A 24698-nucleotide genomic window follows, 5' to 3' on the forward strand; every position below is an offset into this window, starting at 1 on the left:
CCGGTGTCATAACCGAAGCCATAAATGCGCGCCGTGTTTCCGGCTGTCAATATAGGGGGGACGATTATTGTTGGATGATGGCCGCATTGCCACAGTCGTCGCAATTTTCGCCTAGCTGCTCGCCCATTATATCGCCCATGGGGGTAGGGGCGGGAAGGATTGCCGGACACCGGTGTCACAAGAGACTTGCGACAGATGGCATGCAATGGCACACCCATGGCCAAAGAGAGGAACCATGATCATGCCTGCCCCCCGGTCCCGCCCCCTTTGGTTACTGCTCGGCGTCGCGATGGCCCAGTTGGCGACCGTCCAGCCCGCCGCCGCCCAATCCAAGCCGCGCCAGGCGATTACCGCCCAAACCGCCTTCCCCGGCGCGGTCGGTTGGGCCGCGACCACGCCCGGCGGCCGGGGCGGCCGCATCCTGCGCGTCACCACCCTCGCCCCCGACGGTCCCGGCAGCTTCAAGGCCGCGCTGGAGGCCAAAGGCCCACGCATCATCGTGTTCGAGGTTGGCGGTATCATCGACATGGCCCGCCAGACGCTGAAAATCACCGAACCCTTCGTCACCATCGCGGGGCAGACCGCCCCCTCCCCCGGCATCACCCTCATCAAGTCCGGCATCGACATCGCCACCCATGACGTGGTGATCCGCCATATCCGCATCCGCACCGGGGTCGATGGCCAAGCCAAGATGAGCGGTTGGGAAGCCGACTCCCTTTCCACCGTCGCGGCGCACAATGTCGTGATCGACCATTGCAGCTTCACCTGGGCGATTGACGAGAATATGTCCGCCTCCGGCCCCCGCTTCACCGGCAAGACCCCGGACGACTGGCGAAAGGGCACCAGTCACGCCATCACCTTCTCCTATAATATCGCCGCCGAAGGCCTCGCTGACGCCAGCCATCCCAAGGGCGAACATAGCAAGGGGACGCTGATCCACGACAATGCGAGCGAGATACTGATCTACCGCAACGTCTATGCCCATAACAAGGAACGCAACCCGCTGCTGAAAGGCGGCGCGCAGGTCCAGATGGTCAATAATATCCTCTATGATCCGGGCGAACGCGCGGTCCATTACAACCTCATGGCGCTCGAATGGGGCGATCATCCCTACCAGACCGGCAAACTCTCAGCGGTCGGCAACGTGTTGCGCGGCGGCGTATCGACCGCACCGGGCATGCCTTTCCTGACGCTGGGCGGCGACGGCGATCTGGACTATCATGGCAAGGACAATATCGCGGTCGACCGCTTCGGCGTCGCCCTGCCGATGTTCGGCCGCTACGGCGAAACCCGCGCAAAAATCAACGAACTCGCCACCCCGCCGATCTGGTGGCCCGGCACCCAGCTGCTGCCCGTGCGCGACGTGGAAACCCATGTCCTCGCCCATGCCGGCGCCCGCCCATGGGATCGCGACGCCGACGATCTGCGCGTCCTCTTCTTCGTCGCCGAAGGACGCGGCGAAATCATCGATGATGAGCGGCAGGTCGGCGGCTATCCGAAAATGGCTCAAACCCGCGCGCCCTTCGTCGCGGCCGACTGGAACCTCGACACGATGGAACCGAAATCGGGCCGCTATCCCGGGCAGACTGGCGAGATCGCCGAACATCTGTCGGACCGCGACAAGATGATGCGCCAAAGTCCGGCACCGCGCGCGCAATCAGGAGAAACGAAATGATCTTCGCCCCCCTCCTCCTCGCAGCAACCGCTGTCGCAGCGTCACCCGCGCCGCCCATGGCCGTGATCGACGAACAGAGCGTCCGCCGCGAAGAAGCGACCCCCCACGGCAAGATCGGTCTCAGCACCGCCTACCGCATCAGCGACGCCGCCCCCCAGCCCCGCACCATGGAGTTCCGCAAACGCATCCTCCATGTCGGCTCCGCCATCGGCCTCCACCCCATCGCCCATGACGAAGTCTATTATGTCCTCTCCGGCACCGGCGACGTGACATCGGACGGCAAAACCCAAAGCCTCACCCCCGGCATGGCCGCCTATCTCTACGACGGCGCAGTGGTCGGCATCCGCCAGACCGGCAAGGAACCGCTGGCGCTGATTATCAGCTATCCGGTGAAGCAAACAGTTGGCGAAAAGGCAAAGTAGCGCACGCGATCTTCTGCCCCCCGCCCACACCGTTCATTTCGGCACAGATATGTGGGGAAAAAGATCCTAGCCAAATCCCCCAAACCCCCGTCGTCCCCGCGCAGGCGGGGACCCATCTCTCGCCAAACGCCTTGCTACATTGCGCGCATAAACGTCGCCGCCCACAATCAAGCCGCCCAAACAGTCCCACCCACCACCGTCACCCCGGACTTGATCCGGGGTCCAGACACTCAGCGCTCAAGCGACCCACTACCCTCGCGCCAATGGATGCCGGGTCAAGCCCGGCATGACGGAATGGGTTGTTATGCGACGTTCTGCTTTTAGCGGAAACATCAAAGGCCGACATTTGGATAACCAACAACAGACAGTTTCAGTTAGCAGGGGCCGTGCCAAAACAGGCCGTAGTTCAACTCCGACCAACAATCAGAAAGCCATCCAAGATTTCGTTTGTCAGGAGCAAAGCCATATCCCCAGCCTCCATCGAAAAATGGTCTCGTGCCGATGTGCAACGAGCCATAGTAAACAGTAACGGAATACGGTTCCAATTCGGCGATTGCAGGCGGCCATTGATCTTTCGGAATGTCAGTAGATTGTCCGTGAGCGCTGATTGGATGCGCCGCCATCAAACTCTGGGATTCGGCTGCTATCGCCTTCAAATTGGCCTGATCATGGGTAGGGTGCGGGAAAGCGCTATATATACCGAGCGCTGTTAAAATAATGATCGGCAGCCCGATACGCAGGCATCCGCTCGATCGGGCTTTTCTCGGTAGTGTCATGGAATGGAACTTACACCTGCGCTAAATGTCCGCAAGTCGACTGCCTAGGATTGTTGTCCACTGTCGAAGTTTGGCCGTTTACGAATGGCGCTCACAACCGCCATTCCACCCTTGCCCCATCCCACTGTCCTACACCCCCACCCCCTGCTATACCGCAGCCCGGCTCCTTCCCATCGTCCACACCCCTCCCCCGGCTCCGCACTTCCCGCGCGCGCCGACGCAAAACTTCGCCCCAAATCTCCATAAGCGACATGGGCGAAGTTAGCGAAGTTCCGCGCCCCATCCCCTCCGCGTCCCCGCGCCTCCGCGTGACCCTAAGCCCTTGTTTAATCAGCTCCCCGGCTGAATATAGGGCGCCCGCGCAAACAGCATCCGTTCCCAGCCACGCGGATCATCTTCCACCCGGCTTGTTGTATCAAAGATCATCGTCGCCCGTCGATCCAGCCGATATTGCGGCCAATCCGCCCGTCCGGCCCGCGCAAATTGGACAAAGCGCGTCATCATCGCCGCCGATGCCGCCCGCGCGCCCGCGCCGGTCCCGGTAAAAGACCCCGGCGCATCCAGCGTCCCGAACGCCAGCGCAATGTCCATCGTGTGCGGCGCACCCCGCTTGGGCTGGGTCGGTGACTGGAAATCGACCTGATACACCCAGGTCGGCGCATCGGCCCGCGCCCGCGCCTCCGCCTCGATCACCTGCCCTGGCCAGCTCCGCCCCGCCGTGGTCGCGGCATAGAAAATCCGCTCCGCCGACCAGTTGGGAAAGCGCGTGCGATACCGCGCCACGATCCATTCGGGCGACAGGTCGATCCGCAGCTCCCCCGCCATCCGCGCCGCCAGATTGCCCCAGTCCAGCCCCCGCACCAGCGGCCCTTCCGGGTCGATAAAGGCCCGCGTCTCGTCCAGCGTGTTGCCCAGCATCATCGGGATCGGATTGCCCTGCGGCGCGGCATCGGGCCAGAAGGGATGCCGGTCCAGCGACCGCATATCCAGCACGGGTCCCATATAGACGCCCCCGCCCAGGATCGGATCGGTTGCCTCGAGCCCCTCGATCAACCGCGCGACCGGCATCGTCAGCAACGGTGCCAGCGCATCGGGCTTCACCCCCAGCCGGTCGAGATAGGCCGCCGTCCGTCGCGACGCATTGATCGGTCCGCTGGCCGTCACCTGCTGCCCGCTCATCGTGATCGCGCGGTGGAACAGCCCCTTGGCGGCGGGCATCGCCATCATCGTCGCGATCTTCGCCCCGCCGCCCGACTGGCCAAAGACGGTCACATTGTCCGGATCGCCCCCGAGCACGGCGATATTGTCCCGCACCCAGCGCAGCGCCAGTATCAGGTCCAGTTGCCCGGCATTGCCACTATCGGCAAAGCGCGGATCGAGCCGCGCGAGATAGAGATAACCCAGCGCATTCAGGCGATGGTTGACCGTCACCACGACGACATCGCCCGCCGCCGCCAGATGCCGCCCGTCATTCAGCGGATCGACCACGCTGCCATTGGCGTAAGCCCCGCCGTGGATATAGAGCATCACCGGACGCTTGGCGGAAGGCTCTGTCCCCGGCGTCCAGATATTGAGGAACAGGCAATCCTCGCTCGTCCCCGCCTGCATCGCCCGCTGCGGACAGGATGGCGCAAAGGCGGTCGCATCGACTATCCCGCGCCAGGGTTCAGGCGCCCGCGGTGGCTGGAAGCGGCGCTGCGCCGTGTCCTGCCCATAGCGGACGCCGCGAAACACATGCAGCCCTGCCTCCCGCCTGCCCCTGATCCGCCCCTTGGTCGTTGCAACGACCGGATCAGGGCGCGCAGCGAAAACGGGCGCAGCGCTCAGGCCGATGGCCCCCGCAACAAAGTGGCGGCGGTCCACGCCGGCCATCCTACCGCGCCAGCCACCCGCCATCGACGGCGAGGGTGTGGCCGTGAATGTAGTTGGCGGCGCTGGACGCGAGGAACACGGCGGCTCCGCCAATGTCGGATGCGTCGCCCCAGCGGCCTGCGGGGATGCGTTCCTGAATCTGGCGGTTGCGGGTCTCGTCGGCTTGCAGCGCGGCGGTGTTGTTGGTGGCGATATAGCCGGGTGCGATGGCGTTGACGTTGACGCCCTTGGCCGCCCATTCATTGGCCAGCAGTTTGGTCAGGCCCGCAACGCCGCTCTTGGACGCAGTATAGCTCGGCACGCGGACGCCGCCCTGGAAGGACAGCAAGGACGCGATGTTGATGATCTTGCCATGCCCTTGCGCGATCATGTGGCGACCGGCGGCCTGGCTGAGGAAGAACAGCACCTTGAGATTGGTGTCGATCACCGCGTCCCAGTCCGCCTCGGTAAAGTCGACGCTGTCAGCTCTACGGATGATCCCGGCATTGTTGACCAGGATATGGAAGCCGCCGAGTGTGGCGATGGTTTCGTCGACGACGCGCTGGACCGGTTCGATGGACGACAGGTCAGCCGAAACAATCTCTGCCCGGCGACCCAAGGCGCGGGCCTTCTGCACGGTCTCCAGCGCAGGTGTGCGACCTACAGCGGCGATGTCCGCACCTGCCTGTGCCAGCGACAGCGCGATGGCCTGGCCGATGCCGGTGTTCGCGCCGGTGACGATGGCGACTTTTCCAGTGAGGTCGAAGGGGTTGGTCATGGGGATTCCTGTCCCCCTCCCTTCAGGGAGGGGTTAGGGGAGGGGCTGTCGGGACCGGGCTTTGCGGACATGCCCTCCCCCGACCCCTCCCTGAAGGGAGGGGAGATTCAGGCCAGCTGGCAGATGTCCAGCACGTTCATGTCCGTATAATCCTGATTTTCGCCCGCCATCGCCCAGATGAAGGCATAGGCCTTCGTGCCGCTCCCCATATGGATCGACCAGGGGGGCGAGATCACCGCCTCCTCGTTCGCCATGACGATGTGCCGCATCGCGTCGCCTTCGCCCATATAGTGAAAGACGCGATCCGAAGGTCCATCCAGCTCGAAATAGAAATAAATCTCGCTGCGCCGCTCATGAATATGCGGGGGCATGGTGTTCCACACCGAGCCGGGCTTGAGCACGGTGAGGCCCATGACCAGCTGCGCGCTCTCGCAAATGCCGGGGATGACCAACTGATAGATGGTGCGTTCGTTTGATTCCTCCAGGCTGCCGCGTTCTAGCGTGGTTGCGTCGGCGAGCGAAATCAGGCGTGTCGTGAACGCCTTGTGCGCCGGGCAGGAGGCGAGATAATAGCGCGCGCCTGCGCCAGCGAACTGCACGTCCTTCGCCCCCATGGTGACGTAGAGGCAATCCTTGTTGCCCAGCGTGAAGGATTCGCCATCGACGGTCACCGTGCCGGTAACGCCCGACACATTGACAATCGCCAGCTCGCGCCGTTCTAGAAAGGGATGACCCGCGGCAGACGCAGGTTCGGTCTGGGCGGGCAGCAACACCGGCGCATCGACCACCGCGACCCCGCCGATGACGAAGCGTTCGGCATGAGTGTAGTTGAGCACGCACTCGCCATCGCGGAACAGGCCGCCGATCAAATAACGATCGCGCAGCTCATCATTGCTGACGCACTCCATCATGTCCGGGTGGGTCGCGTAATAGGTCTTGTCGAACATGGTCAGCCCCTCGTCCTTCATCCGATATAGATGTCCCATTGGACACCGGTGTCATGAAGCATCGCCTATCAGGATATGGCGGGCGGTGCAACCGATGCGCGACGGATCAATGTCGAACTGAACATTGACGGTTCGTTGACCTCCGACCCTTCGCCAATCGCCGTGCCGATCAGTTTGAGCGCAGCCGCCCGTCCCATGGCGACGATCGGCCAGCGCACGGTGCTCAGCGGTGGCCAGACGCGCGTCGTGAGCGGCGTGTCATCGAAGCCGATGATCGACAATTCTTCCGGCACTGCAATGCCCCGCATCCGCGCAGCATATAGCACGCCAGCCGCCATTTCGTCATTGCTGGCGAAGATTGCAGTCGGACGCGGCGTCAGGTCGAACAGGCTTTCCGACGCGGACAGACCCGATTCGAACGTATATTGGCCATCGGCGATCAGGCTGCGCGGCAGGCTGATCCCGGCTTCCGCCAGCGCCTGTTCAAAACCCTCCCGCCGCTCCTGTGCCGATCGGAAACCATGTGGTCCTGCGATCAGGCCGATCCGCCGATGTCCCTGCGCGATCAAGTAGCGCACCGCATCGGCCACTGCTTCCTTGTCGTTGGACGCCACCATATGTTCAGGATCATCCAGCACCGCCGACCCCATCCGCACATAACGACAGCCCTGCTCGTCCAGCATCCGCGCCAGTGCGTCATTTTCCGACATCGGCGGCAGCAGTACGACACCGAACAGCCGCTGGCGCGTCACGAAGCCGCGAATATCGTCCATCACCAGGTTCGATCCCCGATCGACGGGGCGAATCACCAGTTCAAATTCAGTGCCGTGCAACGCTTCCAATATGCCGCGCTGCATCGACAGGATCATCTGCGCGTTGGGATTGTCATAGACCAGCCCGATCAGGAAGTTACGCCCCAATGCCAGCGCCCGCGCCTGCGGATTGGGGACATAGCCGGTTTCCCGGATGATCGCCTCCACCTTGTCGCGGGTTTCGCGGTTCAGCAGCGGCGAGCGGTTGATGACCCGGCTGACCGTCTTTTTCGACACGTCCGCCATGCGGGCAATGTCGTTGATCGTCAGCTTGGGCGCCTGACCCTCATCCTGTTTCTGCTTTGCCATGGCACCTTATAGCGCAGTTTACGCGCCCCGCCAGCGCATCTGTCCGCGATCCGGCTTGTCAATGACACCGGTTTCCATTACCGACGGACATAACGAGGATGGAAAGGATTTCGCAGTGAGCGCCAGCAGCCCGGCCGAAGTAACCGCAGAGCGCTTTCTGGCGGCACGACAGTCCGCACAGGGACTTGCCGACTATCCTGGCCCAATGCCTGCGACGCTGGGTGAGGCCTATATCGTTCAGGATGCGGCTCTGGCGCGCATGACAGAGGCGGTCGCTGGCTGGAAAGTCGGCCGCATATTGGGCGATCTGGCAGATCGTTATGGCTGCAACAGGCTGGCTGGCCCGATCTTCGCCTCGACCGTATTCAACGCTGATCTGCGATCTCAGGGATTGGTCTTTGCCGAAGGCTTCGGCGCGGTCGAAGCGGAATTCCTCTTCCGCATCGGCACGATACCGGCCGCTGGAAAGACGCATTTCACCCTGGAGGAAGCGGCCGACCATATCGACGCAGTCCATATCGGCATCGAAATCGCGAGTTCGCCCTTTGCCGGAATCAACGCCCATGGCCCGGCGGTGACTATCTCTGACTTTGGCAATAATAACGGCCTGCTGATCGGCCCCGCCGTGCCCGACTGGCGCAGCGGCACCTATGCCGATCAAACGGTGACGACCCGCATCGACGGTGATCCGGTCGGCAGTGGCACCGCCGCCGCCTTCGCGCTGGGTGCCATTGGGTCAGTGCAGTTCTTGCTCGAAAATCTGATCGCTCGCGGGATCGCGATCGAGGCAGGCTGGTGGATTTCGACCGGTGCGGTATCGGGTGTCCATCCGGTGTCGCCGGGCCAGAAGGTGGAGGCCGATTTCGGTCCGCTGGGTGTGCTTCACTGCACAATTGCCGCACAAGAGCCGCGCTGAAACAAGCGGCCGACCAAGCCAGATAGGAGCCAGGATGATGAACGAAGCAGGGGTGCAGGGTCCGCCGGTCGGGCGCTATCGCTGGGTGGTGGTGGCGCTGTTGTTCGCGGCGACCGCGATCAACTATGTCGACCGACAGATGATCGGTGTGTTGAAGCCTACTTTGTCGGCCGAAATGCAATGGTCGGAAACCGACTATGCCAACATCGTTTTCTGGTTCCAAGCGGCCTATGCGGTCGGCTATCTGGGCTTTGGCCGGGTGGTCGATCTCATCGGTGCGCGCTTTGGCTATGCCATCGCCGTCACCATCTGGACCATCGCCCATATGGCCCATGGCGGCGTGCATGGCGTGACTCAGTTTGCCATGGCGCGCTTTGGTCTGGGCGTGGGTGAATCGGGCAATTTCCCAGCTGGGATCAAGGCGGTGACCGAATGGTTCCCGCAAAAGGAACGCGCTTTTGCAATCGGCCTGTTCAACGCCGGGGCCAATATCGGCGCGATCATCACCCCGCTGCTCGTGCCATGGCTGACCGTCGCCTATGGCTGGCGCGTCGCCTTCTATGCGACCGGCATTTTCGGCATCGTCTGGCTGATCGCCTGGCTGATCTTTTATCGCAGCCCCGACCAGCATCCCAAAGTGTCGGCGGAGGAACTGGCCTATATCCGCCAGGACCCAGCCGACCCGGTCGAACCGATCGGCTGGGGCAGGCTGGTCACCGTCAAGGAAACCTGGGCCTATGCGATCGGCAAATTCTGCATTGATCCCATCTGGTGGTTCTTCCTCTTCTGGCTGCCGGGCTATCTTGGCACGCGCTATGGCCTCGACCTCATCAGCTTCGGCCCGCCGCTGGTGGCGATCTACCTGTTGTCCGATGGCGGCAGCATCTTTGGCGGCTGGATGTCCGGACGCCTGATGAAGGCGGGCAAGAGCGTCAATGCAGCGCGCAAGCTGACCATGCTGCTATGCGCCTGCGCCGTGCTGCCGATCTTCTTTGCCCAGTCGATCGACAATCTTTGGCTCGCCGTGCTGGTTATCGGCATCGCCACCGCCGCGCATCAGGCCTTTTCGGCCAATCTCTATACTTTGCCGTCGGACCTGTTCCCGCGCGGCGCGGTGGGATCGGTCGTCGGAATCGGCGGCACTGTCGGGGCGATCGGCGGCATGGTGATGGCCAAATATGCCGGCTACATCCTCGACGGCATCGGTAGCTACACCCCGCTCTTCGCAGTGGCGGGCAGCGCCTATTTCGTCGCGCTTGGCGCCGTCCATCTGCTGTCGCCTCGGCTGGAACGGGTCAGCACCATTTAGCTGACCCTATTTCCCCGCGACGGCGCGTCCGAAGCTGTAGCGGATATGATCGACATGGCCGTGCAGGCCGAACGTTACCGGATCGGCGCTGTCCATGATCGCGTCGATCCGTTCGCCGACATCCTCGATCGACCAGTCGGGCTGATAGACGCCCTGGCTTTCGGCGATGAAAACCCGCGCGACCCGCCCGGCCATCGACGCCAGCATCTGCCCGGTGATCGAACAGTTTTCATGGGCCAGCCAACCGACGACCGGCGCGACCAGTTCCGGTCCCATCGGCGGGTAAGCCGACACGTCGATTCCTTCGGCCATTCGGGTAACCGCGCCCGGCACGATGATGTTTGAGCGGACGCCCTCGGCCTCCCCCTCCAGCGCCAAAATGTTGTTGAGGCCGATCATGCCCGATTTGGACATGCCATAATTGACGCAATTTTCATTGCCGTAGATCCCGCCGATCGAGGAGGTCAGCACGATCCGGCCATAGCCTGCCTTGCACATGATCGGGAAGGCAGACCGGGTGACGTGGAAGGCACCGCGCAGATGGACGTCGAGGACGGCATCGAAATCTTCCTGGCTCAGTTCCTTCATCGATCCGTAGCGGACATTGCCCGCATTATGGATCAACGTGTCGATGCGGCCATAATGGTCGAGCGCACAGTCGATGATGGCGCGGCCTCCTTCGGGCGTGGCGACCGATTCGGTGCAGGCGACGGCTTCGCCACCCAGCGCCCTGATCTCCGCGACGACGTCGGCAGCGGGGCCATCGTCGCCCCCTTCTCCCCGGATCGCGCCACCCGGATCATTGACGATCACCTTGGCCCCGCGCGCTGCCAGCAGCAACGCATAGGCACGGCCCAGCCCCCTGCCCGCGCCGGTGATGACCGCAACGCGATCGTCAAAACGATAGTCTGCCATGGCGATGCTCCTTGATATTGCCCCGTGGGTGAACCCTCGCTCGCACCGGTTCAAGCCGACAACATAAGGCATCGCTCCAGCGGTTCGCGGTGGGTGCGGAAGGCGGATATGAAAGGCGCAAGGCAGGATAATAGGGAAATGAACGATGCAGGTTGCGATCATCACCGGGGCAGGCAGCGGCATTGGTCTGGCCACCGCCAAGATGCTGGCCGAGGCGGGCATGGCGATCGTCGGCGTGGGCCGCGACGTAGACAAGCTGGCGACGCTGGAGCAGGCAATTGATGACCCGGCGCGGGTGGCGACGCTCTCGGTGGACATCACCGCTGACGACGCCCCGGCGCAGATCGTGGCATTGGCGCTGGAGCGTTTTGGCCGCATCGACTTTTTGGTCAACAATGCAGGCGCGGGCAGTCCCAAGCCGCTGCACGAGACGGACGACGAGACGCTCGACTATTTTCTGGGGCTGATGCTGCGCGCGCCGTTCCGCCTGTGCCGCGAAGTCATCGGCCATATGGGCGAGGGCTGCGGCATCGTGAATGTCAGTTCCACCTATGCGATGATCGGCGGGCGGCGCGGCGGCGCCTATTCGGCGGCCAAGGGTGGGCTGGGCGCGCTGACCCAGCATATCGCCTGTGACTATGGCCCGCGCGGGATCCGCGCCAATTGCGTCGCGCCCGGCGTCACCATGACCGACATGGTGCGGCACCGGTTCGAGGATGAGATGTTCAAGCGGGTGAATGTCGAGACGACGCCCTTTCCCCGGCTGGGTGAGGTCGAGGATATTGCCAGCACCATCGCCTTCCTCTGTTCGCCGGGCGCGGGCTTCATCAACGGGCAGACGATCGTGGTCGATGGCGGCTGGACGACCACCAAATATCTCTCACCCCGCGCGCTGACCACCACATGGGTCGAAGCTGAAGCCTAAGGGTGGCAGGCATCGCGGCAGAGTTGGCGCAGCAGCGCGAGCACTTCGTCGCGACGCTCGGCCGGAATCGATCGGCCGATCCGGCTTTCATGACGCTCGAACGCTTCGCTCACACTGGCGTGGAGCCGTTCGCCGTCAACTGTCAGCGACAGGGTGATCGCCCGCCCCTTGCCCGGCTGCTTGTCCAGCACGCCGAGCAGCGCCAGCTTGTTGATCAGCGGCACGAGGTTGGCCGGCTGGGCGCGCAGCGCGCGGCCGATGTCGCTTTGGGTGCAGCCCTGATTGGCACCCAGGAACAATAGCAGCGTCGCCTCCCCCACATTGATCCCCAATGGCTGGAGCAGGTCGGCCAGCGCCGCTGTCACCGCGACGGTGGTGCGGCGCAGGTGATAGCCGATCAGCGGGTCGAGCGGATCGACCAATTCGGGTGAAGGCGACAGTGAGTTGGACATAGGCCGCGATAACGCGCTTGCGTCCGGCCCTCAACCCTGCATATTATGTTTCATAATATAAATTGTTGAGGAGATTCCTATGTACGGCTCACTGTCCAGCTTGCGCGGATTGGCCCTGAGCGTAGCGGCCTGCGCGCTGCCCGCCATGGCCATTGCCCAGACGCCGCCCATACTGGCTGGTCCCGGCACGATAGAACCGGATGGCACGGTGGTCGTCCCCTCCTTCCGCCTGCCACCGTCTGTCCATCTGAGCGACGCTGCAAAGAAGGCCTTGCCCCGCACCCCATCCGATCCTGAAGAGCCGATGATGCGCGCGGTCGCCGCGGGGCAGGCCGGGGCGCTGCGTGCGCGGATGCCGCAAATCATGGCGCCCCGTCTCGATGCGCTCAAGCAAATATATGGGGTCACGACCCGCGACGAGCTGATTGCAGGCATCCCCGCCGTCCGCGCGACGCCGGTGGGGGGCGTGGCGAAGGCCAATCGCGGCAAGATCTTGCTCAACCTGCCCGGCGGCGGCTTCATCATGGGGGCGGCGACGGGCACCGGGATGCTCGAATCGATTCCGCTGGCCGGACTGGCCGGGTTGGAGATTGTCAGCATCACCTACAGGCAGGCACCAGAGTTCACCTATCCCGCAGCAACGCAGGATGTGCTGGCCGTCTATCGCGATCTGCTCAAGACCCACAAGCCGCAGGATATTGCCATATTCGGTTGTTCGGCAGGCGGCCTGCTGACTGCCGAAACCATGGCAGCATTGATCCGCGACAAGCTGCCCCTGCCCGCCGCGATCGGCATCTTCTGCGCATCGGCCGACGCACGCTGGGGCGGCGACAGTCAGGCGTTTGGACGGCCATTCCAGGCGCTGGCGCAACGGGAGGATAGTCGCGGCTATTTCAAGGATGCCGACCTGGCTGATCCGATCGTTTCACCCATTACATCGCCCGCGACGCTGGCGCAGTTTCCCCCGACGCTGGTGATCACCGGCACCCGCGCCTTCGAGATGAGCGCAGCAGTCAACACGCATAAGGAGCTGGTGAAGGCCGGGGTCGATGCGGACCTGCATGTCTGGGATGGCCTCGGCCACGCCTTCTTCTACGATCCAGCCTTGCCTGAATCGCGCGAAGCCTTCGACGTGATGGCGCGCTTCTTCACACAATATCTGAAGTTGAAGCGTTAAGCCTTAATCGTGCGCCGGCAAAGGTTCCCCCGCGACACTTTACCGGCTGGCAAAGTGTCACGGACGACAAAGTGCGACTCGGCGGAAATAGGAGATTCACAAGCCGGGTAGACTATGCTTGATTCACGATATGTTTCATGCGCCCGTCTCCTCCCGCATTCCCGGTGGCAGCGATTTGTCGCTGCTGCTCGACCAATTGTCGCATTGCTGCTCACGCCCCCGCTACGCCTTCATGCTGCTGACCCTTATCGCGGACGTCGCCAAGCCTGATGGCAGCGCGGGGCCGATGGTTCGGGTGGGCAAGGCGCTGGTCCCATTACGTGACTGGCTGTGCGACGCGCTGATCCCGATGGGGCATCGCGATCCCCGACGGATGGCGCTGGTCGAGCGGGTACGCGAGGAACTGCGCAAGGATGAACGACTGACCGGGGACGCGACAGCGGATCAGTCGCTGGTGCAGGATGAGGTGCGAGCGCGGGTGCGCGCATCAGGCAAGACCAACCTCAGCCGAGCAGCGTCCGAACTGGTGAAGGCCGGTCTGCTCAAGCGCCATTATCAGGGCTATCGCGTCGATCACCTCAATCGCGGTGCGCAGCGGCAGGCGGTCTATACGTTGACTGGGCGCGCACGCGTACTGGTCGGTGCACCGCGTCAGACCGCCGCACCGCCAACCCGCCCACGACAGGGTGATTTGTTCGCGGCCTGATTACGCCGTTCCGCGCCTTGGCGTAACGCTCCCGCCGCATCTTCTCAAAGCCGACCGGCTGGTCGTGGCAGCATCCGCCGGATAGGGGCGGAAATCGGCGAGGATTTCGTCGCGGCGGTCGGGGCGGCATCGTCCCTGTCCTGCGTCACGGCGGCACGCTGAATGATGCCGACATATGGAAGCAGGTCGTGCATGATGGCGCGCTAAAGGATGGAGGCATGGTCATCTTCGCGCCGATCTTCAGTGCGACAGAAATTGACGACATCCGCGCCTATGTCATCCACCACGCCAATGAAGATAAAGCACTGGAAACCGCCCATGTCGATTGATCCGTCCAAAATCCTGGCCATCGACGTGCATGTCCATGCCGAACTATCCTGCCACGATCCCGAAGACCCGGTGATGGCCGAATTTTTCGACGCAGCGTCTGCCTATTTCAGGACGGACCGGAAACGCCCGACCATCCCTGAAACCATCGCCTATTATCGCGCGCAGAATATTGCCTTCTGTCTGTTCACGATCGATTGCGAAAGCGGCATCGGGGCCAAGCGGATCAGCAATTACGAAGTGGCGGATATCGCCGCCGAACATGACGATATCGTCATTCCCTTCGCCTCGATCGACCCGCGCAAGGGTAAGTTTGGTGCGCGGGAAGCGCGCGATCTGGTTGAAAATCATGGGGTCAAGGGCTTCAAATTCCACGGCATCATGCAGGATTGCCACCCGGCCGACCGGGTCGCCTATCCCATCTATGAAGTGATCGCGGAACATGGACTGCCGGCCATCTTCCACACCGGCCATTCGGGCATGGGAACAGGGATGAAGGGCGGTGGCGGCGTGCGCCTGAAATATGGCCAGCCCATATTGGTGGATGATGTCGCGGTCGATTTCCCCGACATGAAAATCATCCTGGCCCATCCCAGCTGGCCCTGGACCGACGAAAGCCTGTCGATGGCGCTGCACAAGGATAATGTGTTCATGGACCTGTCGGGCTGGTCGCCCAAGTATTTTCCCAAGCAGGTGATCCAGTACGCGAATACGCAACTGAAACATAAGATGCTGTTCGGGTCGGACTGGCCGCTCATTCGCCCGGAAAAATGGATCGACGCCGCGCGCGAGGCAGGTTTTCGCGAAGATGTGCTGCCGCTGATCATGAAAGATAATGCGGTCGGGCTGCTAGGCCTTGGCTGAATTACAAATCGCCGATGGCTGGATTGTTACAGAATCAAGTCTATCGCTGTCATATAGCTGTCATCGAATCGCCATAAACGCGCCCCGGACAGACGAAGGGCGAGCAAATGATCGGATCGAAACATATTCAGACGGGCCTGGCGGTCAGCCTGCTGGCGCTCATGCCGCAAGCGGCACAGGCCCAGACGGTAGAGCAGCTGCAAACGCAGATTGACGAGTTGAAAGCACAGGTCCAGGCGCTCGTCTCCGCGCTCGCTGCCAGCAAGAACCAGGCTGCGCCCGTCGTCGCGCAGGTGCCGCCGCAGTCGGCAACTCCGGCGACAACTTCGTCGACCGCGCCAGTCGTGCTGGCATCGGCCCCCACGGCTGCGCCCGCTGCCGCACCGGCCAAGTCCAAGGCCTGGTACGAAAAGCTCAGCCTGCGCGGCTACACCCAGATGCGCTACAACGCCTTCCTTTCGGGTGACGACACAGCGCCTGCTGGCATGTCCCGGTTGCGTTCGGTACATGACAGCGGCATTTCAGACCGGGGCAGCTTTTCGCTCCGCCGTGTTCGCCTCGTCATTCAGGGGGATATTTCGGATCGCGTCTCGCTCTATCTCCAGCCCGATTTCGCCACGGCGGTCAGCAATCAGGCAGGCACCGAACGGCGAGAAGGCTTTGGCCAGTTGCGCGATGCCTATGCCGACGTGTTCCTCGACAAGGCCAAGACCGTCCGTATGCGCTTTGGCCAGTCCAAGGTTCCCTATGGCTGGGAAAATATGCAGTCATCCTCCAACCGGCTGACGCTGGACCGCAGCGACGCGATCAACAGCGCCGTTCCGGGTGAGCGCGACCTGGGCGTGGTTGCCTATTATACGCCGCCTGCGGTCCAGAAAATCTGGGACGATCTGGCGCATGACGGGCAAAAGCTGTTCGGTAATTACGGGGCTTTCGGCTTTGGCGTGTTCAACGGTCAGGGCATCAACAAGACCGAGCAGAATCGCGGTCTGATGAAGGTTGCGTTGGCGACATGGCCGTTCGAGATTGGCGATCAGGTCGTGGAATTTGGCGGATCGGCGATGCTGAACGACGTCCAGCCCGAACTGCGCACCGGCGGCGTCAGCCCGGTGACCTTCAAGGAAAAGCGCGTCGGCATCCACGCCATGCTTTATCCCAAGCCATTCGGTATCCAGGCCGAATGGAATTGGGGCAAGGGGCCGGAATATGATGTCGCGACGCAATCGATCCAGACCAAGAATCTTCAGGGCGGCTATGTCCAGGCGATGTTGCGCCTGCCGACCGAAAACATGGGGCCTCTGATGCCCTATGGCCGCTGGCAGCATTATCGCGGCGGATGGAAGGCCGGAACCAACGCCCCGCGTCTGGAAACCGACGAATTTGAACTGGGGCTGGAATGGCAGCCATGGAAAGCGCTGGAAATCACCATGGCCTATGCCCGCATGAAGCGTGCCGAAGCCGATGAACGCCGCACCGGCCGCGCCGAAGGCAATCTGATCCGCACGCAGGTGCAGTGGAATTATTGATCGGGTCCGTCATGAAAAAAGCTGGTCGGGCTGGTGGCGGAGGCCGTCCGGTTACTGCCTAGGCCAGCGGTTTCAATATCTCTCTTCTCCCGCCGCGCGATTATGCTATGATCGGCGCAATAAAATAATGGAGAGGAAACCATGCTGTTACTGGCACGGTGTCTGGACTGGCTTTGCCTTGCTTTTGCATCGGGCGTTCAGGATGAAATGCGCCTGAACGATTTGATCGTGGGTCATACTCCGCAATCGACCGCCGTGCATGAGGCAACGGCACGATCGCTCCCGCATCGCTGAAAGTCTGTCGTGATATGGATGACCGGTCGGTAAAGCCTGTTACCGGCGAGCATCCTTTGCGTCGCTGATCGCCAGACGCTTTGCTGTCACCAGCGTCTGGATGACGAACAGCAGGATCAGGATCACGGAAACGACGCCGACAAACAGGTCAAACCCTGAAATCACGCCGAACAGGCCGGGCGCATAACCCAGCGCCATCATCGCCAGCGTCAGACCGATCAGCATCAGCCGCAACTCCGTCGGCCCGGCGGACAGGTAGGAGAGTTTGAACTCCCCCATCACCCGCGCCGCCAGATAGGCATGGATCGACAGCAGAAGATAACCGGCCAGCGCCACCAGCGCGACATCCATGCGAATATAGGGACTGGCCCCCATCCCGGCCAAGATCAGCAAAGTGGCGAGACCGTCGCAGCTATGGTCGATGAAATAGCCATAGGATGGACGTTCGATCCGGCGGAACCGCGCCAGGCTGCCGTCCATGGAATCGCCGAACCACTGCAACACATAGCCGCCAATGGCGAGCCACAGCCAATGGACATGCAAGCTGCTGGCGGCATAGCCCGCAAAAATAGCAAAAGCCCCGACCATGCCAAGCACGGTCAAAATGTCGGGCGTGACCCAGCCCGGCATCCGGGCGCAGAGCCAGTTGAGAAGGCGGCGTTCAGACGCTGCCAGCACATTTTGCTGGATACGGTCGATCGGGGGGGAGGATGGGCCGGAGGGCAATGTCATGGCGCCTTATGACGAACACATGACGGTGTGACAATCACCCCGGCCTTTCGTGTCGTCGAAAATGACCATTATATTACATGTCGCTACCGGACCAATCGCGAAGGCGTCGTTGAAACGCACAAAAAAAGGGCCGATCCGAAGACCAGCCCATGAAAGTTTAGGAGAGGATGCCTGAAAGGCACCTCCTGTGTCACCCGAATCGCGCTTTGCTGCAAGTGCGAAATCCTTGTTCGCGATTGCAAAATATGCACCTGCTGCATTAGTAATGCTTTCCGTAGCGGAAGGTGGGGCGGGCTTCACTCGGTACATGCCGTTATTGAAAGCAAATCCATGACTGGTCGCCGAATCGCATCAATAGTGACTTGCGTCATCCGGGGCTTCACCTGCCGCTGGCGATGTGTAGATTGACCTGGTTGCGGCTGCACAGTTTTGCCGCCAGTCCTGATCGGAGCGAACAGCGATGCCCAATGCCGCCGACACCGCTGACCAGCCCTGGTGGAAGGGCGCGGTCATCTATCAAATCTATCCGCGCAGCTTTCAGGACAGCAACCATGACGGCATCGGCGACCTGAACGGCATCACGCAAAGGCTGGAGCATATTGCCCGGCTGGGGGCGGATGCGATCTGGATATCGCCCTTCTTCACCTCCCCCATGCGCGATTTTGGCTATGACATCGCCGATTATTGCGATGTCGACCCGATCTTCGGCACGCTCGCCGATTTCGATGCGCTGGTCGCCCGCGCCCACGAATTGGGTCTCAAGGTCACGATCGATCAGGTCTATGCCCATAGTTCCGACCTGCACGACTGGTTCGTTCAAAGCCGGGCCAACCGCAGCGGCGACAAGGCGGACTGGTATGTCTGGGCTGATCCCAAGGCGGACGGCACTCCACCCAACAATTGGCAATCAGTATTCGGCGGCCCGGCCTGGACATGGGATGCGCGGCGCGGCCAATATTATATGCACCAGTTCCTGACCAGCCAGCCGCAACTCAACGTCCACAAGGGTGAGGTGCAGGACGCGCTGCTCGACGTCATGCGCTTCTGGCTTGATCGCGGAGTCGATGGTTTCCGCCTCGACGCGCTCAACCATGCGATGCACGATCCCGATTTCCGCGATAATCCCCCCGCCACCAACGATGGATCGCCGCGCACCCGCCCGTTCGATTATCAGATCAAGCGCTACAGCCAGTCGCACCCCGGCGTCGTCCCCTTTGTCGAGCGTATCCGGGCGTTGTGCGACGAATATGGCGCGATCTTCACCGTCGCCGAAGTCGGCGGGGCGCTCGCCGAAGAGGAGATGAAGGCCTATACCGCCGGGACCAATCGCCTCAACAGCGCTTACGGCTTCACCTTCCTCTACGCGCCTACCCTTACCCCTACGCTAGTGGCCGACACGATCAACCGCTGGCCCGACGAACCGGCCATGGGCTGGCCAAGCTGGGCGTTCGAGAATCATGACGCCCCCCGCGCCCTGTCGCGATGGTGCGCGCCCGAAGATCGCCCCGCCTTTGCCCGGATGAAGATGGCGCTGCTCATGGCGCTGCGCGGCAATGCCATCCTCTATCAGGGTGAGGAGCTGGGGATCACCCAGGTCGACATCCCGTTCGAGCGGTTGCAGGATCCTGAAGCGATCGCCAACTGGCCGCTCACCCTGTCGCGCGACGGCGCGCGCACGCCGCTGCCCTGGTCCACTGACGCCACGCAGGCGGGCTTTTCCAGCGTCGAACCCTGGCTGCCCCATGGCGACGATCATCTCGCGCTCGCGGTGGACGCGCAGGAGAGCGATCCCCACTCGCTGCTCCAGTTCACCCGCGCGATGCTTGCGCTGCGCAAGGCAAATCAGGCGCTTCGCCTTGGCGCGCTCGACATATTGGTTGCCGACGATGCCTGCCTGGCGTTCCGACGCACCTGCAAGGACCAGTCTTTGCTCTGCCTGTTCAACCTGTCGCGTGAGGCGATAGCGTGGCCCGCCAACATTGACGGGTCCGGTCGCGTCCTGACTGCTGTCAACGGGGCAGCGCTGTGCGACCTTAAACCCTATGCTGCCATATTGATCGAGCAATGAGGCTCAGGCGGCGACCAGTTCTCCGCTCAGCATGTCGCTCAACCGGCCCCGGATGATCGCTTCGGCATCGCCCACGATTCGCCTGGTCAGCGCGTCGCAGGTGGGGATGTCGTGGATCAGACCCTGCACCTGCCCGGCCCAGACCAGTCCTGCGTCCAGATTGCCCGTCTCCAGCGCGACCCGGCCCTTGGCCCCTGACACCAGCGGCTGGATATCCTGAAACACCGCGCCCTCGCGTAGCGAAATTTCGACCACCTGATCCGACACGCTGTTCTTGGCGACGCGCCCGGTATTGTGGAACTTGCGGAAGATGAGGTTCGTCCCCCGCTCGTCATTATCGACCAGAAACTGTTTCACATTGTCATGGATCGGCGCTTCGACCGTGGCGCAAAAGCGCGTCCCCATGTTGATGCCATCCGCCCCCAGCGCCAGCGCGGCGGCAAGCCCGCGCCCGTCCCCAAAGCCACCGCTGGCAATCATCGGGATCGTCAGTTTATCGGCCGCCGCCGGGATCAGGATCAGGCCGGGAATATCATCCTCGCCCGGATGCCCCGCGCACTCGAACCCGTCGATCGAGATGGCGTCCACGCCCATCCGCTGCGCGGACAAAGCGTGGCGCACGGCCGTGCATTTATGCACGACGATGACTCCATGCGCCTTGAAATCGTCGACATGCTCCTGCGGCTTGTGCCCCGCCGTCTCGACAATCGTGACGCCGCTGTCGATGATCGCCTTGCGATATTGCGCATAGGGCGGCGGATTGACCGATGGCAGGATGGTCAGGTTCACCCCGAACGGCTTGTCGGTCATCGTCCGGCAACGCTCAATTTCCCGGCGCAGATCGTCAGGCGTCGGCTGGGTCAGCGCGGTCAATATGCCAAGGCCACCGGCGTTGGAGACGGCGGCGGCCAGTTCCGCCCGGCCGACCCACATCATCCCGCCCTGAACGATCGGATGTTCGATTCCGCACAGGTCGGTAAAGCGCGTCCTGATCGCCATTACAGCGCTTCCACAATCGTCACATTGGCGATGCCGCCGCCCTCGCACATAGTCTGCAAGCCATAACGCTTGCCGCGCGCACGCAGCCCGTGGATCAGCGTGCTCATCAGCTTGGTCCCGCTTGCGCCCAATGGATGGCCCAGCGCAATCGCACCGCCATTGACGTTGAGCTTGGCGGGGTCCGCGCCGATCGCCTTTAGCCAGGCCATCGGGATCGCGGCAAAGGCTTCGTTGACCTCGAAAAGGTCGATATCGTTGAGGCTGAGGCCCGAACGCTCGAATGCGCGCCGGGTCGCCGGGATCGGCTCTTCCAGCATGATGACCGGGTCGCCCGCCGTCACGGTCAGATTGACGATGCGGGCAATGGGCTTGAGGTTGAAGCGCTTGATCGCTGCCTCGCTCGCCACCAGCACGCCTGATGCGCCATCGGTCATCTGGCTGGCATTGGCTGCGGTGATCGTGCCGCCTTCCTCCAATGTCTTGACGCTGGCCATCGCCTCCATCGTGCCGCCGCGCCGCACGCCGTCATCGGTGTCGAACAGGCCTTCGGGGGTTTCGACGCCGACAATTTCGTTCCTGAACGCGCCGCTGTCGATCGCCGCTGCCGCCTTGGCATGGCTGGCGAGGGCATAGGCGTCCATATCCTCACGGGTGAAGCCATATTTGTTGGCGATCGCCTGCGCGCCGTGGAACTGGCTGAATTCAGCCACGCCATAGCGGTTCTGGATGCTCTTGGGCCATGGCCCGATGCCCAGGCCAGCGGCCGCATGGAGTTGATAGTTCGACCCCATCGGCACCCGCGTCATGCTTTCCGCGCCCGCGGCGATCACCAGATCCTGCGTGCCGGACATGATCGCCTGCGCCGCAAAATGCAGCGCCTGCTGCGACGATCCGCACTGGCGGTCGATCGTCACGGCGGGGACACTGTCGGGCAGTTTTGACGCCAGCACCAGATTGCGGCCAAAGGCAAAGCTCTGCTCGCCCGCCTGGCTGACGCAGCCGACGATCACATCCTCGATTCCCGCCGGATCGACACCGGTGCGATCGACCAGCGCATTGAGGATAGTCGCGCCCAGATCGGCGGGATGTACGTCGATCAGCCCGCCCTTGCGCGCACGGCCCCCGGCGGTGCGGACGGCTTCTACTATATAGGCTTCTGCCATGGTCTCAAACTCCTCTAAAATTGGCGGGGCGCTTTGCGAGCAATGCACTCAGCCCCTCTTCGCTTTCCCGTCCGGCACCTGCCATCGCCATGCTGCGCAATTCGCGGTCCAGTTGCGTCTCTAATCCGGTCTCGAAACTGTCTGCAAGCAGCGCGCGGCTGGCGGCCAGCGCCTCGACAGGTGCATCGGCTAGCGCGGTCGCCACTTTCAACCCTTCAGTGGCGACCGCCTCGTCGTCCACGATCCGGGTCACCAGCCCGATCGCTTCGGCCTCATCCCCCTTGATCCGGCGGTTGGTCAGGATGATGTCCTGCGCCTTGCGCAGCCCCACCAGACGCGGCAGCAGCCAGCTGAGGCCGCCATCCGGCGTCAGGCCAATCGCGCCATAGGCGGCGGTAAAATGCGCCGATCGCGCACCGATCACAACATCGCCCAGCATCGCAAGGCTGAACCCCGCGCCCGCCGCCGGGCCGTTTACCAACGTGACCAGCGGCTTGGGCGCACGCGCCAGCCGCGCGACGGCGGCGTGAAAAGTCGCGATCAACTCGCTCAGCACTTCCGATCGCTTGTCGCCTGCCCCGGCCAGCAACTGCACGTCGCCACCGGCACAAAACAACCGCCCGTTGCCGGTCAGCACGATGCAGCGGATCGCCTCGTCGTTCTGGCAACGGATCGCCGCCGCCAGCAGCGCGCGCGCCAACGGCAGGGTGATGGCATTGCCCGCTTCCGGCCGGTCGAGCGTGATCCGCCCGATTCCGTCCTCGATCGCAAAGGCGATCCCGTCCATCAGCGCGGCGCCATGCGGATTGCGCCGTCCAGCCGGATGACATCGCCATTCAGCATCGGATTGCGGACGATCGATTCGACCAGTTGTGCATATTCGGCTGGCTTGCCCAGGCGACTGGGGTGCGGCACCTGAGCGCCCAGCGCGTCCTTCACATTTTGCGGAAAGGCTTCCAGCATGGGAGTCAGGAAAATACCCGGCGCGATCGTCATGACGCGGATCTTGTGCTGCGCCAGATCGCGCGCAATCGGCAGGGTCATGCCAACAACGCCACCTTTGGACGCGCTGTAGGCCGCCTGACCGATCTGCCCGTCATAGGCTGCGACCGATGCAGTGTTGACGATGACGCCGCGTTCGCCGTCAATTTCCTCGGCCGCTGCCAGCCGCGCGGAAAATTTGGAGATGACGTTGAACGTACCGATCAGGTTGACGGTCACCGTCTTGGCAAAAGTGTCGAGCGGATGGGGCACATTCTCCTTGCCGACCGTCTTGATCGCAGGCGCAACCCCGGCGCAATTGACCAGGATGCGCGCAACGCCATGCGCCGCTTCCACCATGTCGAGTCCTGCTGCAACGCTGGCATCGTCGGCGACATTGACCCCGACATAGATGCCGCCCAGTTCGGTGGCGACCGCCTTGCCCGCTTCCTCATTCAGATCGAAGATCGCGACCTTCGCCCCTTGCGCCGCCAGCATCATTGCCGTCGCCTTGCCCAGACCCGAAGCGCCGCCCGTAACAATGGCGGATAAACCCTTGATATCCATAAAATTTGTTCCTGTTCGATCAGATCAGTTCGATCGCCATCGCCGTCGCCTCACCACCGCCAATGCACAGGCTGGCGACGCCGCGCTTCAACCCGCGCGTTTCCAGCGCGCCAATCAGCGTCGCGACGATGCGCGCGCCGGACGCGCCGATCGGATGACCAAGCGCAGTCGCGCCGCCATTGACGTTCAGCTTCTCCGCCGGGATGCCCAGTTCCTTCGCCGCAATCATCGCGACGACGGCAAAGGCTTCGTTGACCTCGAACAGATCGACATCCTCGACCGACCAGCCTGCCTTTTCCAGCAGCTTGCGCATCGCCGGGACCGGCGCCGTGGTGAATTTCGACGGCTCATGGGCGTGGCCGGCGGTTGCGACCACGCGGGCGACGACCTTCATCCCCTGTTTGTCTGCGACGCTCTGCCGCGTCATTACCAGCGCCGCTGCGCCATCGGAAATGGAAGAGGCATTGGCGGCGGTGATCGTGCCGTCCTTGACGAAGGCGGGCTTGAGGCCGGGGATCTTGTCCGGCCGTGCCTTGCCCGGCTGTTCATCGGTATCGACGATCGTATCGCCACCCCGGCCCTTGACCGTCACAGGCGTGATTTCACGGACGAAGGCCCCGCTGCCAATCGCCGCATTGGCGCGTTCGAGCGAACGGATGGCATAGTCATCCTGATCGGCGCGGGTGAACTGGTAATCGCGCACCGCTTCCTCGGCAAACACGCCCATCGCCTTGCCGGGTTCATAGGCGTCTTCCAGCCCGTCCATCATCATCGTGTCGATGATCCGGTCATGGCCGATGCGCGCGCCGCCGCGATGCTTGGGCAGGGCGTAGGGGGCATTGGTCATGCTCTCCATCCCACCCGCAATCACGACATCGACCGCGCCAGAACTGAGCGCCTCATGCGCCATGATGGCGGCCTGCATCCCCGATCCGCACATCTTGTTGACGGTGGTCGCTTCGGTGTTGAGGCCAAGGCCAGCGCCGAGTGCCGCCTGCCGCGCAGGCGCCTGTCCCAGACCCGCAGGCAGGACGCAGCCCATATAGATGCGATCGACCGCATCGACGGACACGCCCGCGCGCTCGACCGCCGCCTTCACCGCCGCTGCGCCCAGCTCCGTAGCCTTGAGCGCGGACAATGCGCCCTGAAACCCGCCCATCGGCGTGCGGGCATAGCTGGCGATGACTACCGGATCGTCCTGCATATA

24 protein-coding genes are annotated in these 24698 nt (G+C 62.8%); 10 read left to right on the forward strand and 14 right to left on the reverse strand.

Going from position 1 to position 24698, the window contains the following annotated elements:
- Window positions 1-241: 241 nt before the first annotated feature.
- Together KRZ98_RS21480 and KRZ98_RS21485 are read left to right on the forward strand one after the other, a co-directional pair.
- The gene (locus tag KRZ98_RS21480; RefSeq protein ID WP_254798762.1) at window positions 242-1675 is read left to right on the forward strand and encodes a polysaccharide lyase family 1 protein; all 1434 of its coding nucleotides are present in this window, start codon (window positions 242-244) and stop codon (window positions 1673-1675) included.
- Window positions 1672-2097: a cupin domain-containing protein gene (locus KRZ98_RS21485; RefSeq protein ID WP_217675252.1), complete on the forward strand. Its 426-nt coding sequence runs from the start codon at window positions 1672-1674 to the stop codon at window positions 2095-2097. The genes KRZ98_RS21480 and KRZ98_RS21485 overlap by 4 nt, the downstream gene beginning before the upstream one ends.
- Window positions 2098-2471: 374 nt before the next feature.
- Here KRZ98_RS21485 and KRZ98_RS21490 read toward each other — a convergent pair whose 3' ends face one another.
- The 5 genes from KRZ98_RS21490 to KRZ98_RS21510 form a co-directional block, all read right to left on the reverse strand.
- A complete protein-coding gene (locus KRZ98_RS21490) occupies window positions 2472-2873 on the reverse strand; it encodes a hypothetical protein (RefSeq protein WP_217675253.1) in 402 nt (133 codons plus the stop codon).
- Between the two features lie 330 nt (window positions 2874-3203).
- Window positions 3204-4745: a carboxylesterase/lipase family protein gene (locus tag KRZ98_RS21495; protein ID WP_217675254.1), complete on the reverse strand. Its 1542-nt coding sequence runs from the start codon at window positions 4743-4745 to the stop codon at window positions 3204-3206.
- A gap of 1 nt (window position 4746) precedes the next feature.
- Window positions 4747-5502: a 2-dehydro-3-deoxy-D-gluconate 5-dehydrogenase KduD gene (gene kduD / locus KRZ98_RS21500; protein ID WP_217675255.1), complete on the reverse strand. Its 756-nt coding sequence runs from the start codon at window positions 5500-5502 to the stop codon at window positions 4747-4749.
- A 107-nt stretch (window positions 5503-5609) separates the two neighbouring features.
- Window positions 5610-6449 carry a 5-dehydro-4-deoxy-D-glucuronate isomerase gene (kduI, locus tag KRZ98_RS21505; RefSeq protein WP_037492390.1) on the reverse strand — a complete coding sequence of 280 codons (840 nt, stop codon included), beginning with the start codon at window positions 6447-6449 and terminating at the stop codon, window positions 5610-5612.
- Between the two features lie 68 nt (window positions 6450-6517).
- Window positions 6518-7570 carry a LacI family DNA-binding transcriptional regulator gene (locus KRZ98_RS21510; protein ID WP_006966901.1) on the reverse strand — a complete coding sequence of 351 codons (1053 nt, stop codon included), beginning with the start codon at window positions 7568-7570 and terminating at the stop codon, window positions 6518-6520.
- Window positions 7571-7685: 115 nt separating this feature from the next.
- Here KRZ98_RS21510 and KRZ98_RS21515 point away from each other — a divergent pair, with 115 nt between their 5' ends.
- Together KRZ98_RS21515 and KRZ98_RS21520 are read left to right on the forward strand one after the other, a co-directional pair.
- The gene (locus tag KRZ98_RS21515; RefSeq protein ID WP_217675341.1) at window positions 7686-8486 is read left to right on the forward strand and encodes a fumarylacetoacetate hydrolase family protein; all 801 of its coding nucleotides are present in this window, start codon (window positions 7686-7688) and stop codon (window positions 8484-8486) included.
- A 34-nt stretch (window positions 8487-8520) separates the two neighbouring features.
- Window positions 8521-9795 carry an MFS transporter gene (locus KRZ98_RS21520; protein WP_217675256.1) on the forward strand — a complete coding sequence of 425 codons (1275 nt, stop codon included), beginning with the start codon at window positions 8521-8523 and terminating at the stop codon, window positions 9793-9795.
- A gap of 6 nt (window positions 9796-9801) precedes the next feature.
- Here the strand turns inward: KRZ98_RS21520 and KRZ98_RS21525 are convergent, their stop codons facing one another.
- Window positions 9802-10710 (reverse strand): SDR family NAD(P)-dependent oxidoreductase, encoded by a 909-nt coding sequence (locus tag KRZ98_RS21525; RefSeq protein ID WP_217675257.1) that lies wholly within the window; start codon window positions 10708-10710, stop codon window positions 9802-9804.
- A gap of 145 nt (window positions 10711-10855) precedes the next feature.
- Between KRZ98_RS21525 and KRZ98_RS21530 the strand changes: the two genes are divergently transcribed.
- Entirely contained in the window at window positions 10856-11635 is a 780-nt protein-coding gene (locus tag KRZ98_RS21530) for an SDR family NAD(P)-dependent oxidoreductase (protein ID WP_217675258.1), read from the forward strand.
- On the opposite strand, the gene KRZ98_RS21535 is transcribed toward KRZ98_RS21530, so the two are convergent.
- Window positions 11632-12087 (reverse strand): MarR family winged helix-turn-helix transcriptional regulator, encoded by a 456-nt coding sequence (locus tag KRZ98_RS21535; protein WP_217675259.1) that lies wholly within the window; start codon window positions 12085-12087, stop codon window positions 11632-11634. The two genes, KRZ98_RS21530 and KRZ98_RS21535, sit on opposite strands and share 4 nt — an antisense overlap.
- 79 nt (window positions 12088-12166) lie before the next feature.
- Between KRZ98_RS21535 and KRZ98_RS21540 the strand changes: the two genes are divergently transcribed.
- Together KRZ98_RS21540 and KRZ98_RS21545 are read left to right on the forward strand one after the other, a co-directional pair.
- Entirely contained in the window at window positions 12167-13264 is a 1098-nt protein-coding gene (locus KRZ98_RS21540; RefSeq protein WP_217675260.1) for an alpha/beta hydrolase fold domain-containing protein, read from the forward strand.
- Window positions 13265-13394: 130 nt separating this feature from the next.
- On the forward strand, window positions 13395-13970 hold the full coding sequence (locus tag KRZ98_RS21545) for a hypothetical protein (RefSeq protein ID WP_217675261.1): 576 nt from the start codon (window positions 13395-13397) through the stop codon (window positions 13968-13970).
- Window positions 13971-14014: 44 nt separating this feature from the next.
- Here KRZ98_RS21545 and KRZ98_RS21550 read toward each other — a convergent pair whose 3' ends face one another.
- Window positions 14015-14164, reverse strand: coding sequence for a hypothetical protein (locus KRZ98_RS21550; RefSeq protein ID WP_217675262.1), 150 nt, complete (start codon window positions 14162-14164; stop codon window positions 14015-14017).
- Window positions 14165-14288: 124 nt separating this feature from the next.
- Here KRZ98_RS21550 and KRZ98_RS21560 point away from each other — a divergent pair, with 124 nt between their 5' ends.
- Both KRZ98_RS21560 and KRZ98_RS21565 read left to right on the forward strand, forming a co-directional pair.
- Window positions 14289-15161 (forward strand): amidohydrolase family protein, encoded by an 873-nt coding sequence (locus KRZ98_RS21560; RefSeq protein WP_254798765.1) that lies wholly within the window; start codon window positions 14289-14291, stop codon window positions 15159-15161.
- A 107-nt stretch (window positions 15162-15268) separates the two neighbouring features.
- Window positions 15269-16687 carry a porin gene (locus KRZ98_RS21565; protein WP_217675263.1) on the forward strand — a complete coding sequence of 473 codons (1419 nt, stop codon included), beginning with the start codon at window positions 15269-15271 and terminating at the stop codon, window positions 16685-16687.
- A 333-nt stretch (window positions 16688-17020) separates the two neighbouring features.
- Here KRZ98_RS21565 and KRZ98_RS21570 read toward each other — a convergent pair whose 3' ends face one another.
- The gene (locus KRZ98_RS21570; RefSeq protein ID WP_006966926.1) at window positions 17021-17713 is read right to left on the reverse strand and encodes a CDP-alcohol phosphatidyltransferase family protein; all 693 of its coding nucleotides are present in this window, start codon (window positions 17711-17713) and stop codon (window positions 17021-17023) included.
- Window positions 17714-18173: 460 nt separating this feature from the next.
- Here KRZ98_RS21570 and KRZ98_RS21575 point away from each other — a divergent pair, with 460 nt between their 5' ends.
- A complete protein-coding gene (locus KRZ98_RS21575; protein WP_217675264.1) occupies window positions 18174-19781 on the forward strand; it encodes an alpha-glucosidase in 1608 nt (535 codons plus the stop codon).
- Between the two features lie 3 nt (window positions 19782-19784).
- Here the strand turns inward: KRZ98_RS21575 and KRZ98_RS21580 are convergent, their stop codons facing one another.
- Genes KRZ98_RS21580 through KRZ98_RS21600 form a run of 5 tightly spaced genes read right to left on the reverse strand, consistent with a single transcriptional unit; the run spans window position 19785 to window position 24695 of the window.
- Window positions 19785-20780, reverse strand: coding sequence for a nitronate monooxygenase family protein (locus tag KRZ98_RS21580; protein ID WP_217675265.1), 996 nt, complete (start codon window positions 20778-20780; stop codon window positions 19785-19787).
- Complete coding sequence (locus tag KRZ98_RS21585) at window positions 20780-21943, reverse strand: acetyl-CoA C-acetyltransferase (protein WP_006966934.1); 1164 nt, start codon at window positions 21941-21943, stop codon at window positions 20780-20782. Before KRZ98_RS21585 ends, KRZ98_RS21580 begins: the two co-directional genes overlap by 1 nt.
- Window positions 21944-21947: 4 nt before the next feature.
- Window positions 21948-22730, reverse strand: coding sequence for an enoyl-CoA hydratase/isomerase family protein (locus tag KRZ98_RS21590; RefSeq protein ID WP_217675266.1), 783 nt, complete (start codon window positions 22728-22730; stop codon window positions 21948-21950).
- Window positions 22730-23491: an SDR family NAD(P)-dependent oxidoreductase gene (locus KRZ98_RS21595; protein WP_217675267.1), complete on the reverse strand. Its 762-nt coding sequence runs from the start codon at window positions 23489-23491 to the stop codon at window positions 22730-22732. Before KRZ98_RS21595 ends, KRZ98_RS21590 begins: the two co-directional genes overlap by 1 nt.
- Before the next feature lie 19 nt (window positions 23492-23510).
- A complete protein-coding gene (locus tag KRZ98_RS21600) occupies window positions 23511-24695 on the reverse strand; it encodes an acetyl-CoA C-acyltransferase (RefSeq protein ID WP_217675268.1) in 1185 nt (394 codons plus the stop codon).
- Window positions 24696-24698: the final 3 nt, after the last annotated feature.

It is taken from the genome of Sphingobium sp. AS12, assembly GCF_019097845.1.
Lineage (GTDB): Bacteria > Pseudomonadota > Alphaproteobacteria > Sphingomonadales > Sphingomonadaceae > Sphingobium.